The 15239-nt window shown below is 54.7% G+C and carries 8 protein-coding genes; 3 read left to right on the top strand and 5 right to left on the bottom strand.

Annotation, left to right across the window (positions count from 1 at the left end; translation table 11 throughout):
- The first annotated feature begins 1 nt into the window (after nt 1).
- The gene (trpS, locus tag Q0W37_RS13120; RefSeq protein WP_297702005.1) at nt 2-1003 is read left to right on the top strand and encodes a tryptophan--tRNA ligase; all 1002 of its coding nucleotides are present in this window, start codon (nt 2-4) and stop codon (nt 1001-1003) included.
- On the opposite strand, the gene Q0W37_RS13115 is transcribed toward trpS, so the two are convergent.
- Nucleotides 1000-2793, bottom strand: a complete 1794-nt coding sequence (locus Q0W37_RS13115; protein ID WP_297702004.1) for an AAA family ATPase — start codon at nt 2791-2793, stop codon at nt 1000-1002. The two genes, trpS and Q0W37_RS13115, sit on opposite strands and share 4 nt — an antisense overlap.
- 143 nt (nt 2794-2936) lie before the next feature.
- Between Q0W37_RS13115 and Q0W37_RS13110 the strand changes: the two genes are divergently transcribed.
- Nucleotides 2937-4706, top strand: coding sequence for a LamG-like jellyroll fold domain-containing protein (locus Q0W37_RS13110; protein ID WP_297702003.1), 1770 nt, complete (start codon nt 2937-2939; stop codon nt 4704-4706).
- Between the two features lie 116 nt (nt 4707-4822).
- Complete coding sequence (locus Q0W37_RS13105) at nt 4823-7216, top strand: DUF4859 domain-containing protein (RefSeq protein ID WP_297702002.1); 2394 nt, start codon at nt 4823-4825, stop codon at nt 7214-7216.
- Nucleotides 7217-7453: 237 nt separating this feature from the next.
- Here Q0W37_RS13105 and Q0W37_RS13100 read toward each other — a convergent pair whose 3' ends face one another.
- The 4 genes from Q0W37_RS13100 to Q0W37_RS13085 all read right to left on the bottom strand — a co-directional run.
- Nucleotides 7454-9097, bottom strand: coding sequence for a GDSL-type esterase/lipase family protein (locus tag Q0W37_RS13100; protein WP_297702001.1), 1644 nt, complete (start codon nt 9095-9097; stop codon nt 7454-7456).
- A 95-nt stretch (nt 9098-9192) separates the two neighbouring features.
- A complete protein-coding gene (locus Q0W37_RS13095) occupies nt 9193-11079 on the bottom strand; it encodes a GDSL-type esterase/lipase family protein (protein ID WP_297702000.1) in 1887 nt (628 codons plus the stop codon).
- Nucleotides 11080-11088: 9 nt separating this feature from the next.
- Nucleotides 11089-12861 carry a GDSL-type esterase/lipase family protein gene (locus Q0W37_RS13090; protein WP_297701999.1) on the bottom strand — a complete coding sequence of 591 codons (1773 nt, stop codon included), beginning with the start codon at nt 12859-12861 and terminating at the stop codon, nt 11089-11091.
- Between the two features lie 95 nt (nt 12862-12956).
- Nucleotides 12957-15239, bottom strand: a 2283-nt coding sequence (locus Q0W37_RS13085) for a carbohydrate-binding protein (RefSeq protein WP_297701998.1), incomplete at its 5' end; no start/stop codon positions are given.

The following is a 15239-nucleotide window of genomic DNA, read 5'->3' as shown; positions in this document are numbered from 1 at the left end:
TATGGCCACGAAAAAAATTTCTCTCACGGGCATCAAGCCCACCGGCACACCTCACCTGGGTAACTATCTCGGTGCAATCCGCCCCGCTCTTGAACTTTCGAAGACCTACGATACGGTCTACTTCATTGCGGACTACCACGCTCTCACTACCGTGCAGAACGGTGCCGAGATGCGCGCGAACATCTACAAGATTGCGGCGACCTGGCTTGCCCTTGGCCTGAACCCGGAAGAAGGCCTGTTCTACAAGCAGAGCGACATTCCTGAGATTTTTGAACTCAGCTGGGCGCTTAGCTGCTTTACGCCGAAGGGTTTCATGAACCGCGCTCACGCCTACAAGGACAAGGTCGCGAAGAACGAAGCCGCTGGCGAAGATCCGGATGCCAACGTGAACATGGGCCTCTATTGCTACCCGTGCCTGATGGATGCCGACATCCTGATGTTCGGTGCAGATATCGTGCCGGTTGGCAAGGACCAGAAGCAGCACGTTGAATTTGCCCGCGATATCGCCATCAAGTTCAATAAGCATTTTGGCGAAGACGTGTTCACGATTCCTGAACCGGTGTTCCAGGAAACCACAGGTATTATCCCGGGCCTCGACGGTCGCAAGATGAGCAAGTCCTACGATAACGTCATCGACATCTTCCTCGAAAGCAAGGCCTTGAAGAAGAAGATTGGCAAGATCGTGACGAACTCCCAGGGTATCGAAGAACCCAAGGATCCGGATACTTGCAACGTGTTCAAGCTGTACAAGCTGTTTGCAACGCCGGAACAGACTGAAGCTCTGGCTGCTCGCTACCGCGCCGGTGGCATGGGCTGGGGCCACGCAAAGCAGGAACTGCAGAACGTGCTCGAAGAACACCTGGGCGCTGCTCGCGAAAAGTACTTCTACTTGCTGGACCACACCGAAGAAATCGACAAGATCCTTGCCTACGGTAAGGAAAAGGCTCGTGTTAAGTCTAAGGCTATGATGGAGAAGGTACGTTCCCTTCTGGGAACATATTAATTCCCGCGGCTGCCTTCGATAATCCATTTGCACAGCTCCTCGATGCTTGCGTAGTCGGGGAGCGTTTTTATAAAGTTCGGAGACTTGCAGCGTTCGATGAACCTGCTCCAGGCGTTTTCGTTCTTGGCTTCAAGGCCTAGGTGCTCTTCGATAGCGCCGTGTGTCCACACCCAGATTCCCTGGCTGCGGAGTTTCGCGTGAATGCTACGGATGGGTTGCTGCGCTTCTTCCATCGAGGCCATCATGGCGTATGCCGTCGAGGCGTTGATGTTGCTGTGTTTGTTGACGGGGAGCCCGTTCACCAGGCGCAAGTGGTTGTGAAAGGCGAGTTCGCGGAACAGGTCGCGGCAGTACTTGATGTCGGGATCGTTTGCCTCTAGGAATCCGTCGCGGGTGGCGGTGGTAAAGGCGTAGTCCAAATCGACGATGGCTCGCACGGGCATGTCCATGGCACTCAGCACCTGCATGCTCTTGCGCGTGTTGCTTACGCCGCCCTGCCTTACGAGGGCGCATTTAATCAAGGCGAAAGACTGCCCCGTGATGCGCTCGAAAAGGGCGGGGAGTACGCGCCACTCCGTCTTGCCTTCCGTCAAAAGCACGTAGTCGGCGAAAAGGAGTTCGTTGCTGTTCGATAGGCTGAAAAGCATCTGCAGTTGGCTCGGGGCGTCTTGCACCACCTGGTGCACGGCGTCTTCCATTCGCTTGCGCATAAAGGTTCCGCGGGCCTTGTTCTTGCGGATAAGGAGCGAGGTGCTGACGTCTTCGCTGGTGACCATCTGGGCGCTGTGCGTCGCGAATACCACCTGGTAGCCTTCGTTCGAAAGGTTCTTGAGGGCGACGCGCACAAGTTCCACCGCCTGCGGGTGCAGGTAAAGTTCCGGTGAATCGATGAGCAGCAGCGTTCGGCTCAGGTAATGGTTATGGTGGTGCTTTTTTACGTCGGCGAGGTAACGCACTAGGGCCATCTGGATAGCGCGCTTGCTGCCTTCGCCCATGCGGCTGATGTCGCGTTCGAAACCGTCGTCTTCGTCGATAACCTTGAGGCTCGCCTTCTTGAGGAATGTCTCGAGGGTCGGCATGGGAATGTCGAGCTCAACTTTTACGCTCGGGAACAGCGGCGAAAGCTTTTCGTTGACTTCGCGGTCGAACGCCCCGATTTCGGCGGCGCGGTTTTCGCTGTCGGGCGAGAGCAGGTCGCAGAACTTGTTCAAGAGCGTGTTGATTTCGCTTCCGAAGCGGCGCTCAAGCGGCTTGAAAATTTCATGTAGAAGCTTGGTGAACGCCTGGTTCCCTTCAAAGTCCCAAATGGCAATGGATTCGGGGAACATGCGGTGGTAGGCCTTCTTGAATTCTTCGCTGGGCCTGACCCATTCGCGCTTGTCGCCCTTGCGGTGGTTGCTCGGCACAAAGACCAGCACATCGAGCCCATCGGGGTTTTCGCCGGGAATGCGCTGCACCTTCTTGACGCGTAGTCTGCCCGGACCCTGCGGCGTATTCTGCAAGTAGGGGCGCACCGCAGCGGCACGTTCTTCGCCCAAGCGGCCGAGCACCTGCTCCGAAATACCGTCAAAGACGCCGATGACTTCTACGGGGCGGTTCGGGTCGTCAAAGTACGAAATGTCGAACGAAAAATTGGACAATAGCCAGCGAATGCCCATTAGGATATTCGTCTTACCGGCGTTGTTGTAGCCGATAAGGGCCGTAAAGCTACTGAGCGGAAACGTCTGCCTCTGGATAGAGCGCAGATTTGAAATCGTTATCTCGGATAGTCTCAGTGCTTGCGGTGCCATACCCTGAATGTATATAAAAAGTGGCGGATGGGAACACGAAAAATGCCGTTTTTTTGCTTTTTTGGGCGTTGTCCAGAAACAACGGGTAATTTTTTGCACTATTTTGGATTCGTTTTTGCAAATCTATATTTATATTAGTGGTGATGAGTGTTGAAAAAAGTCGCAAGGTGTGGTCTGTTTTGGGCCGTATGTGGAGCCATGCCTTGGCCCCTGTTTTTGCTGTTTTTGCGGTGGGACCCGGTCTTGCCTTGCTTGCGGCGTGTTCATCCGATAGCCATGTGGCGGGCAATAGCGCCGAAACGGGTTCTCCTGAACTCGCGGGCATTTTGGTGTTCGATAATGGGCAACCAGCGGCGCGTACGAAAGTCCAGTGCGTGCCCGAGGGCTACGATGCCACAACAGGTGCGGCTCTCCCTGCGGCGTATTCTACCGAAACCGACAAAGACGGCTATTACCGCCTGGATTCCGTGCCTAATGGAACTTACGCTATCGAGGCTTATCACGAAAAATCGGGAAGGCGGCTCTTGGTGCAGGGCGTGAAGGTGACGGAGGATGATTCCGTTGCCGTGAACGATACGCTGCGTGCGCCGGGTTCAGCCGTTCTTTACGTGGGCGATTCTATCGCGGATGGAACCTCTGCTGTGGTGACGGTGCTTGGGACGACCATTTTGCGCGAGGCGACAGTTCGCGAACACAAGGTCTTTACGGATAGCTTGCCTGTAGATACGATGAACCTGCGTATTTACTTGGAAGGCGACACCGTTAAATATGAAAATATTTCGGTCAAGTCCGCGGATACCGTGTTCCTGGTACAAAAGATCCAAGAAGATGATGATTGCAATTCGAAGCTGGATACGGTTTGTGTCGAAACCCCGCTAGATACGGTCTCTTATACCTTCATGGCGCCGCTTGCGCTCCCGAAGGGCGTAGATACTTTGACCTCTGTCGTAACGGATATTCCGATTGCGCTCCGCCTGGCTGAAAGTTGCGATTCCGATTTGCAGCGCTGCTCGGCAAACGGCCGCTGGGATGTCGTTCGCGTTTCAAAAGATGGGACCCGCAGCAAGAAACTCCCCATCAAAATTTCCGATTATGATACTGAGCAGGAAACGCCGATTCTTTGGGTGAAGGTGGATTCGCTGAACGTGACGGATTCCCTGGAGATTCTTTATAATGCTCCCCTTGATACGGAAAACGGCTCTGCTTATGCAAACGATATCTTTGCGACGAACCGCAGTTACTCGCTGGTGTGGCATTTCGGAAATCCGCTTTCTCCCATGAACGATGATTCCGAGTATGGTTACTTTGACGGGCGTGTCCTTGGCTCCGTTGGCTTGGATGCTATGGTCGGTGGTGTCGTGGGTGGAGGTGTAAAGCTGGATACCGCAGGTGGATTTTATGTCAAGGATTCTGCGGAACCCGACGATACACACAAGGTGAACCTGAATTTTGACGGTAGCGGATATTTCTGCTTCTCCGTCTGGGTGAAGCTTGATGCGATAGATGAAGAACAGACGATTTTTGAAAAGTCGAAGGAATATGCACTCCGCTACGTTCCGGAGAAAGGCTTTGTTGTGGACCTCTGGGTTCCTGATTCAAGTTCCGATTCAATAAAATACGCCTGGGTGTCTGGAACGTCTGATATTAAGGCGGGCGAGTGGGTCTATGTTGCCTTCAGCCGCCACACGACTTCGCAGTCCAATTTCTACGTGAACGACCGCAAGATTGAAACGGAGCCGGAACAAATCGCCTGGACGGGTGCGCGTGATTTAGAGGATTTTAAGGTCGGCGGTTTTACGGGCACGATTGATGAACTGATGCTCGGTGGCTGCTATCGCGACGATTCTTGGACTCGTCTCGCTTACTTGAACCAACGCCCCGAAAACTACTGGCCTGTGGTTATGATTAAATAAGGTGAAAAGTAATTGCGACGAAGCCCGTTGTCCACAGACAACACGTAAATGAAAGTTTTGGTACTCCCTGGCACAAAAGGGAGTATTTTTATTTTCGCATAAAGTTGGAGTGTGTTATGCGAAAAAGTTGTTTGGGATTGATTCCGGGCGCCGTTTTGTCGGCTGCCCTAGGTGTTCACTCATACGCGGCGTCGGGTGATGCTTACACATGGCCCGGTTACCGCAGCGACCTGGATTACGACACGAAGTCTAATCTGGGCGATATCCAGCCGCCGACCAAGTTCAATAACAATTGTTCGGGCGTTACCGGAAAGAAGGCCGGTAAGTGGTGGGCGTTTTATTGGGGCAAGGATCGCGACAGCCGCATTACCGACGTGACGATTGATTCGATCCTCAAGAAGTACGATACCGATTTCGAGTACCTGTACAATGAGATGGGATGGGCGCCGGATGCCCAGGCGCAGGACGGCCAGTACAGCGCCGTTTATTACTACGGCTCGGGTACGTGTGCCGGTGGTGCGAAGGACGATACCACGGGTGGTTGGCAAACATGGGTGGCTGGCTACACGGCCGTGGCCGCTTCGTTCTATCCGCTGTACAGTTTCAATACGAGTTGCCCTTACCGTGATCGTGTGGCGCAGATGGATGCGATGATTCACGAGGGAATCCACTCGATGACGAATGGATACCCCGGCGCAAAGGATGCACACTGGTTCCAGGAAGCGGGCAACACCTGGATTCAGCAGGATATGTTCAGCCACCGCGATGGTGTATACAGCGGTATGGGATTTTTGAATGCGGCGACGGTCATTGCGCCATTTATGCCGATTGAATGCTATTCGGGCTGGCTCATCGACGGTACCTTCGGTGGCCCCGGCGGCGGTGCCGATGACGGTGGCGTGACCGGTAAAAATCAGCGTTACCTGCTGGGGGGCTCGCAGTATAGCAACATCTTCCCGACGTTTATCGGCACATGGATTGGAACGGGTGCGGTGCGCTGGATTTACGGAAACGCTTACGGCAAGACCAAATACCTGCTCGAAACCTACGGCCTCGACAAGGGCCTTGGCGATGCGGGCGTGCGCAGGCTCATTACCGAATTCCGCGCAAGGCTTGCGATGCTTGACATGAAAAAATGGTCCGGCGAAATCAAGAATTTGCTGAACCAGCATTTTGGAAGCGACACCTACTGGGAACAGGACATGTGGGACAATAACAGGAAAAGCTACACCTGGACCATGACGCCCTACCAGACGGTGACGGAAAGCAACGGCTACCTTGTTCCGAATCAGGAAACAACTCCGGGTTGGTCTGGCTCGAACGTGGTGCCGCTGAAAGTGCAAAGCGGCGCAAAGGAAGTGACGGTGAGCTTCTACCCGAACGGTGCAAATTCCAACAACAAGAACATGAATTTCTTGCTGTGCTACCGCGCGACCGACGGTACGCCTGTCTACAGCGAACCCATTACGGGCGAAGGCTCTGCAACGCTGCGTCTAGACAAGACGCCTTCTTCTACAAACGGAACGCAGATGGTTTTTGCCGTGGTCGTGAATACCGATTACCAGTATACTGGCAATACGGGAATTCGCAAGCTGCATTACGATTATAAGTTGAAACTGGAAACGGGCGTGAGTGGCGCAGGGGCTGCAAACGTCAAGTACTACAACGACTTTAAACTGGATTACAACTGGCCTGAAATCGGCGATGCTCCGGTTGCGTTCAGTAGTTCTGTGGCATCGAGCAGCTCTGTCGCTCCCGCAAGTTCTAGCAGCGTGGTGGCTTCCAGCAGCTCCGAAAAGATTGTCTTGGACGATGCCACGACATATTCCATCTCGGTGACGCTTCCGATTGACGATAACTATGCGAAAGTCTCTGCAAAATTAGATGTGAACGAAATCGCTCAAAAGCTTGGACTTACTGCGGCAACTCTTTCCCAGGCGACCTTCTTTGCCCAGGAAAGCGACGGCAACATGGTGACCAACAGCACCGCCACTGCGCCGGGACACTGGTTCGGTAAAGACGGCAAGGTGGTGGAATGGGGTGAGTCCGCCTACGTGTTCAGCGAAGCAGACCTTTCGAAGGGAACACTTTCCATTGGACATTATCCGAACCGCGTGAAGGACGGCGAAAAATACAGCTTTACGCAGGGACTTTCGTACAACGGAAAGTCGGTGCTGTTCAAGGTGAACGTCTCTATCACGAACGAAACGGGTAGTGGCGAGGCGACAACTGCGTTGATGTTTGGACTTGAAGGACTTTCGACGCATATGAATCTTGCTGTTCGTCGTGGTCAAATTGAAGTCCGCTACAATCTTCCGCGTCGCGACAATGTCAAGATCAGCCTGTTTACAGGCTTTGGAGCCTTGATTGCCCAGGAAATGGTGGGTGAGCAGAACGCAGGTGCGCATACGTTTGCGTTTGATATGAATGGCTTGCCTATGGCGACCTATATCGTGAAGGTGACGACCGGCAGCTACCGCGAGGCGAAATCGATAAGCATTTTCCGATAAATCGATGATACCAAACAAAGGCACCCCGGCGAATGCCGGGGTGCTTTTGCATTGGCGAGGTCAATGCAAAGCTCTGCGCCTCGGTCATGTGCAAGCAAGCTTGCCTGCGACTCTCGGCTAGGGAGCTTTTTATTGACAAAGTCAATTCAAAGCACTGCGCCTCGGTCATGTGCAAGCAAGCTTGCCCGCGACTCTCGGCTTGGTAGCTTTTGTTGGAGGTGTGTTGTTTTGAGAGTGTTAACGCCTTACGGCCTTGAAAATTCCGAGGGTCCTGTTGCCTTGCGAGACCTTGACGAGATAGGCGCCTTGCCGTAGGGTTACGTGGAGTTCGCTCCCCTGCACTGCGCGGAATTCCGCGATGCGGTGGCCTTGCATGTCGAAGACGCTGATGTCGTGTGCGCCGCCGTCGACGCCTTCGAGATGGAGCGTGCTGCCGTCGATTCGACCGCTAAGTGCATTGCGCGGCGTCATGGATTCGACGATGGTGACACCCTCGGTATCTTCTGTGCCGGAAGACTGCGGCCCGGCGATTTCTGCGCTTGAAGAAGATTCCGGCTCTTCGGAACTGCTGGATTCCGGTTCCACCTGAATCAAGCCTCCATCGGTGATGGGTGTCTTTGCCCGTGTAAGGATGTCGAGCGGATCGGGCTTGCTGGAGTTGAATGCCTCATGGTCGTCGCGCAGGTGCTTGGCGAGTTCAGGCACTTTCGCCTTGATTTCTTCGATGTTCGCGCGGGCGAGTTCGTAGGCGCCGTATTCGCAGAAGTGCGTCTTGTCGCTCGCGGTGTACATGTACATTTTTTCCTTGTTGCCTCCGAGCGCCTTGCCGAGCGTGATGCTGTGCTGGTTCAGGTCGAGTACGGTGACGCCGAGTTTTTTGCCGAGGGCGCGCATGCGTTCGGGAAGCCCGCCCACGGCTGTTTTCGGGTCGGTCTCGTTCTGCCTTGCGGTGGATGTCACGAACAGCGGCGTGGCGCCCTTCGCCTTGATTTCGTTTGCGTACTTGGTGAGGGTCGCTTCGTAGTTGTTCACGTCGTTTTGATTCTTCTGGTCGTTATGTGCGAACTGCACGGTCACGAAGTCGCCCTTCTTGACTTCGGAGAGAATCTTGGCGAGACGCTTCATGCTGTAGAACCCGCTGGCGGTAAGGCCCGATTCGGCGTAGTTCGCGATGGCAAGGCTGGATTTGAAAAATCCCGGGGCCATCTGGCCCCAGCCCGCCCACGGTGCCATAATCTGGTCAACCACGGTGGAGTTTCCGCAGAGCCAGAGCGTGGTCACGTTGTCGTTACGCTTGATTTCGATTCCTGCGACGGCGGGCGCCTTGCCGCTGATGACGAAGGTGAGCTTCTTGTCCCAGGTGCGGTAATCTTTTTCGCGGTCCTTGATGCTCATGGTCACCGAGCCGTCCATGCTTCTTGTTTCCATGCGCCTGAGCGAAACGGTCTGCCTGCTGAACACGCCGCCGGCGAGGGTGACGCGGTCGAGCATGAGCTTGCGGTTTTCGGCCCATACGGTGGTTTCACTTTCGTTCTCACCGTCACCGAGAATGAACGTCACCTCGTAATTGCCTTGCGGGAGTGCCACCGAGAAAACCATGTCGCCCTTCGCCGTCAAGAAATCCGTGGTGAGGTCGTCGTCCCACAGGCGGTCTACCGAAGAAACCGTCCCGCTTTCGAAACCGTAGCCCTGCGAGTCGCTGTACTTGGTGCTTGCCTTGACTTGCGTGTAGCCCGCGGCAACCGGGCCCTCGCCGAAGTCGAACTTGTAGTTTTCGGCGGCGTCTGCCCATGCGAACGCCCCGAGGACTGCGACCGCCGTGAGAATCGTTGCTGCCTTGATCGCAGTGTCTATTCCTGCTAATTGTTTTTGCTGTTCCATAAAACCATCCCTTTTACACGCGTTTATACTTGTACTACAAAATGTACTATAAAATTTTCTAAATTGCAAGAAAAAAATTTGATTTTTTTTTCAATTCATTTCCCCGATACCGCAAAATGCGCAAAAATGGCGATTTTCCCGTCAAGTTCTATGCGTAGGTAGTAGCGACCGGCTGAAAGTCGTGCGCCTCCTTGTAGGAGCGTTACGTTGCCGGCCGAAACCATGCGGGTCTCGTCAAGAACTGTCTTGCCGAGTGCATTCATGATTTGTATGCGTGCCAAACCGCCTGCGGAACGGAATGTAAGGTTTCGAGGGTCGAAACCCATTTGGTTCTTTTGCATGGTGGCGGCGATGGTGGTGCCCTTTTCGGGATCCTGCGTGCCGCTAGAGTCCTTGAGTACTTCGGCGACGGGGCATCCGACCCGGTGTACGGCCTCGTTGGTAAAGGATACCATGTCAACGTTGGGGCCTCCGTTATTTGTTGTGGAATAGAGGACCATGTCAAAATCTACTGCGTCGAGCCAAACGTCTTCCACATAGGCGGTGTCCCAGATATCCCAGCCACCGGTAGGCGGGAGCTTTATATCGTAGGTGACTGCATCGATCTTGATTTTCATGTCGCGGTTTTCGGTCCCGTCAAAAGCGTAGCGCACCATAACCCGTGCGTTGGTGGCTGACCTGTCGGAAGTGAGCTTGTACGTAGCTGTGCTGGAAATGTCGTTGGTAAGGTTGAAGAATCCCTTGCCCACGTAGCCTTCGTGGTTCGTGTCGGTGGTGCCGTCTCCCTTGTCCGGGTTTGCCATGTCGATGGGTGAAGGCCAGGCCTTGATTCCCTTGAGGTTGGAGCATTCTACGATGGCGGAACTGGATTGCGGGAATTCGGAACTGGAAGATGCTGGCACTACAGAGCTGGAACTTTCGTTTTCGGTAGTTGAACTTGCGACACAGGCGGCGCCGCCCTTGAACATGGCGGTGTAGGTCGTATTGTGGTTGGGCGTCTTGAAACCGTAGTAGAGCTTGTTGGACGAAATTTTCTTGCAGTTCTCGTCTGCCCAGTATTCAAAGGTCTCGCCGCTTGCGGGTGCCACCCGAAGGGTCATGGGGGAACCTCCCGGGAAACTCTGGTCCTGCGTGATAGCGCCCTTAGTCGCAATGTTCGCCTTTACGGTCACCTTGTAGCGGGGGCGTAACGCCGAAACGAGCTTTGTGAGTTCTGCCTTCGATTCGGGCGAAAGGAAGGTGTCGTTTACGCCCCTTTCCAGTTCTTCTGCAATCATGGTGCCGTGGCCCATGGAACCCATTTCCTGGAAGTGCGTATTCCCGTCGTTACTGCCGTTGGGGTAGTTGGGGTATAGTCCTGCGTCCAGTTGCATGTAAAGGAATTTCTTGACATACGAATCCATCATTCCTTTGTATGTATTGTTATAGGTATTGTAGGATTTCATGTTCAGGTCTACGAAGGGAATCTTGTAATCCTTCGCAAGTTTAAGCATCATGCCGCGGGAATCGTAGTTGTTGCTGCCGGTAGAAAATACGTTGCGCGAACCGCTCATGGTGACGGTTGAAACCAACACCGGGGTTGCCCCGCGCTTTTGCGCCGTCGTGATGTACTGCTTCATGTAATACGGGAAGGAATCCTGGGGGACGTAGCGTTCCGGCTTGTTTGCGGTGCGGTCGTTATGCCCGAACTGCACGAATACGAAATCCCCTTTCTGGATGTTGGGCTCAAGGCTTTTTAGACGCCCGTCAACGATGAAACTCTTGGAACTGCGCCCGCCAATAGCCACGTTGTTTACCTTCACGCGGGAAGCGTCAAAGAAGTTGTTCAGTACCTGGCCCCAGCCTTTTTGCGGGTATGCGGAATCCTTGTAGTTGCAGACCGTAGAATCGCCGATGACATGGATGGTGAAGGATGTGGTGTCGCTCACGGCAAGGCTTGTAAACAGGCCGGCCACGATGGCGTATTTGAAAAAGTTCTTCATGCTGGCTCCTTATTTTACGTTGGCCCAGGTGGTGCTAAATTTGTGTTTCCCGTTGCGGACGATGATGCGGTAGATGCCGCTTGCCTGGACGATGTCGGACAGGTCTATGTTGTCGCTGCCGGAGAGCTTGCGGGCGACCAGACGGCCCGACATGTCGAAAACATCTATCCTTGTGTTTTCGTTTTTCGCGACAGAAAGAATGTTGCCTTTCAGGGATGTTGTCTCGACTTCGGGAACGATTCGTTCCACATCGTCAACGCTGAATCCAAAAGCATCTATGTTCGGCCCTCCTTTTTCGGTCATGGAAATGAACTTGAGGATTCCTTCGCCGTTGATGAGGTCTAGATCCACGTAGGCGGTATCCCAGGTGTCCCAATCTGCCGTGGGCTTGAACTTCACGATATAATCGTGGTCGAGGTACACGTTCAGCGAGCGCTCTTCGGTGCCGGCAAAGGAATAGCGGATTCCCATAGTCACGTAGCCTGCAGAGGGAAACTTCATCTTGTATTCGGCGGTAGAATTCAGCGCGTTTTCGAAATTGAAGAAACCGTTGCCTGTATAGCCTTCGTGGTTTGCCTCGGTGGCGCCGCTTCCTGTGTCGGGATTAGCGGCGTCGATAAAGTTCTTGATGTCTAGGCTTATATGCTTTTCTTCTTCTTGGACGGTGTCTTTCGCGGTAGTGTCTACGGAGTATGTTACGTCGGAAAGTTTTTTCGGAGTTCCTGTCGGGAATGCCGTGAGCGCCTTGCCGTCACCGGTGTATTTTTCTGCGGTGCCGCCTTCGTAAACAGCGGTGTATTGCGTGCTGGCGGAACCCATGACGAAGGTGTATATCTTGTCTGATTTTACCGAGGCGTTCGCGTTCCCGCTCACCTTTTTGCCGTTGCCGTCATACCAGCCAAGAAATTTCTTGCCGGATTTTGGTGTAGTCTTGAGCGTCACCGTCATGCCCTTGGGATAATAGGAGCTGATAGTCGTCGCCTGGTCGGAACCTGCGGGGCTGACTTTCACGTCTACCTTGTACATGGGCGCCAAGTAGTCGGCGAGTTTTTTTACCTGAGCGTCCGGGTGTACGCGCAACTGTTCGGTAATGATGCGCCCGAAAGCGATGGCTCCGTTCTGCTGGAAATGAAGGTTGTCGTTGTTCCCGTTCGCGTAGTTACTGTATTCGCCCTTGTCGAGCACCACGTTCAGGTAATGGTGGGCGTAGAACTGGCCTACGGAAAGCAGGTAGTTGCGGCTCAGGGTGTCCATGTCGATGATGGGCGTGTTGAGCGTTTTCGAAAGTTCGCGTGCGATAATCGGGTAGTTGTGGTAGGATTCGTAAATTGAATCCTGCTTTGTTCCGCGGAAATCGCTGCGGCGTACCGGATTCACGATGATGGGGTAGGCTCCCTTGGCCTTCGCCTCGTTGATCATCTTGGTCATGTAGGTGCGGTAACCGGCTTCGGAACTGTAGTTGCGGTCGTTGATGCCGAACTTGATGAATACGTAGTCGCCTTTCTGGAGGGTGTTCTTGACTGGTGTCCATTTCCCGCCGTTGTAATAAGTTTCTGCGGCGGTACCGCCCGCACCGTAGTTTTTGACGGTCGCGAGCCCGGAATCGAAGAAGTATCCGAAATTCTGGCCGATGCCCTGTTTGGGGTAATAGCCTGCGTTCCAGTCCTGCATGGTGGAATCGCCGCACATGTAGATGGTTACTTTCGCCCATACGGCTGCCGGGGCAATGACCATGGAAATTGCCACGAGGCTTTGCCAAATCTTTGAATAAAATCCGTTCATTTTAAACCAATCCCTTTTTGTGAAATCCGTTAACGGTAAAAAGCCGCCTAACGCCCTTCCGAGAAAGGGCGCTAGGCGGGGAGTTTATGGGGGGTCTATTTCTTAAAAATGCCCTTGGAGATGTACTTGCCGTCGATTTTTACTCGCACGAGGTAACTCCCCTTCGGGAGCGGTTCCTGCGAGAGGTCCACGGCGCTCTCACCTGCGGCGACAAATTTCGCGATGGTCCCCACGATGCGGCCGCTCATGTTGTAAATCTCGATTTCGGCATATCCGCCACGGGCAAGCTTTTGCACACCAGTCGCAAGGGCGGTTGTGCCTTCCGCAGAGGAAAGCGTCACGCCCGGCACCCCGAAGTAGAAACCGTCCACGTTCGGGCCGCCGTTCTCCGTGGTGGAGGAGAGCTTGAGCGTATTCTCTCCCTTCACGATGTTCACGGGAACCTGGACTTCTTGCCAGGTGGTCCAGCTGCCGGTAGAAGGCAGGCTTACGCTGACCGCTTCGCCGCCGTTTACGGACAGGTTCATGTCGCGGGCATCGTTCCCGCCGTTTGCAAACACGATGGAGACGGTCGTCTTCGCGTCTTCCTTTGCGGTCACTTTCCAGGTGGCAAAACTCGCCTCATCGTTGTCGAAGTTGTAGTAGCCCTTCTCTTTCCAGCCTTCGTTCGTGTCTTCGAAGGTGCCTTTACCTTCTGCCGGGGCGGATGCATCCACGAACGATTCCTTCGTCATGTCGTGCTTGATTTCGGGAACGACGGGGTCGACAATCACCGGGTCAACAACCACGGGGGTAGTACCGTCACCTGCGAGGTAAATGGAAGGCTGCTTCAGGTTCTTCACCGCATCGGGCAGGTAGTAGCCCAGGTGCGGCGGCTGGTTGTAGGCCACGTTCTGCCAGGCAATGCTCACGCGGTAATGCGGGTCGTGCATCAGGGTGTACACGCGGTAATCCGTCGTGACCGGAGTGCCGAAAATCGTAATCATGAAGGCGTCGCTGCCCGAACGCAGGATAAGTTCTTCGCGCCAGTCGCCGAACAAATCGGCTACGAGGCTCGGGTTCTTCTTTGTTCCGTTGTTCGTAGTGGACTTGTTCACGTTGCCGTAGGTGAAGTAGCGGTTCGCCTTCTTGTCCTTGGTGCTCCACTTGTCTATAGAACCGTCGAGTAGTTCGTCTTGCAGGTCGCCGTCGAAATAGATGCGGAAGTTCACCGAGGGCTTGCTGCCCGAAATCTTCTGGCCCTTCACGTTCTTCACGCCGTCGCCCGCGCTGCTCCACATCTCGAATCCGCGGTGATCCGCGTCGATGTCTGCGGCAAGGCCTCGGCCGTTGTCGACGCCCGGGTTCGGCTGCTTGGTGCCCCAGATGATCTTGCCGTCGGGGCCGCGGAAGTCGTCGGTGTAGGCGGCGGACTTTTCTTCGTGAACATCCCACGATTCAAGGCCCGGGCGGTCGGGGTCCATGTCCGAAAGGTGGAGCGCGTCGCCGTGTCCGAGCCCTGTGCGGTAAAGGAGCGTGCCGTCGGACTTGAGCGCCGCGGAACCGAACACGATTTCGTCCTTGCCGTCGCCGTTGATGTCGCCCACGGAAACGTTGTGGTTGCCTTCGCCAAAGATGCCCTTGCCCCTCGTTTCGGATTTGTGGTACCAGCGCTGCTTGAGTTGCTTGCCGTCGAAATCGTAGGCGACCGCATAGGCGTAGGTGTAGTAGCCGCGCATCATCACGAGGCTCGGGTGTACGCCGTCGAGGTAGGCGATGGCCGCGAGCATGCGTTCGCTGCGGTTGCCGTAGGTGTCGCCCCAGTTCTTGGTAACATTACGGCCCGGCATGTAGTCGATGGTCGTGATGGCGGCGCCCGTCTTGCCGTTGAACACGGTCAGGAACTCGTTCCCGCTCATGATGGTGCCGGTCTTTGTGCGGTAATCCTTGCTCTTGTCGCCGATGACCTTGCCTGTACCGTCGACAGTGCCGTCGCTAGTTTTCATGGCGACTTCGGCAATGCCGTCGCCGTCCAGGTCGTAGACCATGAACTGCGTGTAGTGGGCGCCCGCGCGGATGTTCTTGCCCAGGTCGATGCGCCACAGCTTTTTGCCGTTCATCTTGTAGCCGTCGATGTACACGTTTCCCGTGTAGCCGCTCTGCGAGTTGTCCTTCTGGTTGCTCGGGTCCCACTTTACGACAAGTTCGAGTTCCCCGTCGCCGTCCAGGTCGCCCACGCTCATGTCGTTCGAGGTGTAACTGCAGCTGGAACCGTCGGGCATCTTGAGGTCGCCCGGGCGGTCAAGCTTGAGGGTCGCATACGGGATGTTCTTGCCGTCGGAACTGGCCGACTTGTCGAACACGAACGAGAGCCCGGCTTGCGCGCCTTCCTTGCCGCC

Origin of the sequence: uncultured Fibrobacter sp. (assembly GCF_947166265.1) — a bacterium.
Taxonomy (GTDB): Bacteria; Fibrobacterota; Fibrobacteria; order Fibrobacterales; family Fibrobacteraceae; genus Fibrobacter.
The sequence above is the reverse complement of the archived record's forward strand: the minus strand, read 5'-3'. Positions and strand labels throughout refer to the sequence as shown.

Coding starts and splice junctions, on each gene's coding strand:
- trpS (WP_297702005.1), top strand. CDS start 2: ATGGCCACGAAAAAAATTTCTCTCACGGGCATCAAGCCCACCGGCACA.
- Q0W37_RS13115 (WP_297702004.1), bottom strand. CDS start 2,793: ATGGCACCGCAAGCACTGAGACTATCCGAGATAACGATTTCAAATCTG.
- Q0W37_RS13110 (WP_297702003.1), top strand. CDS start 2,937: ATGAGTGTTGAAAAAAGTCGCAAGGTGTGGTCTGTTTTGGGCCGTATG.
- Q0W37_RS13105 (WP_297702002.1), top strand. CDS start 4,823: ATGCGAAAAAGTTGTTTGGGATTGATTCCGGGCGCCGTTTTGTCGGCT.
- Q0W37_RS13100 (WP_297702001.1), bottom strand. CDS start 9,097: ATGGAACAGCAAAAACAATTAGCAGGAATAGACACTGCGATCAAGGCA.
- Q0W37_RS13095 (WP_297702000.1), bottom strand. CDS start 11,079: ATGAAGAACTTTTTCAAATACGCCATCGTGGCCGGCCTGTTTACAAGC.
- Q0W37_RS13090 (WP_297701999.1), bottom strand. CDS start 12,861: ATGAACGGATTTTATTCAAAGATTTGGCAAAGCCTCGTGGCAATTTCC.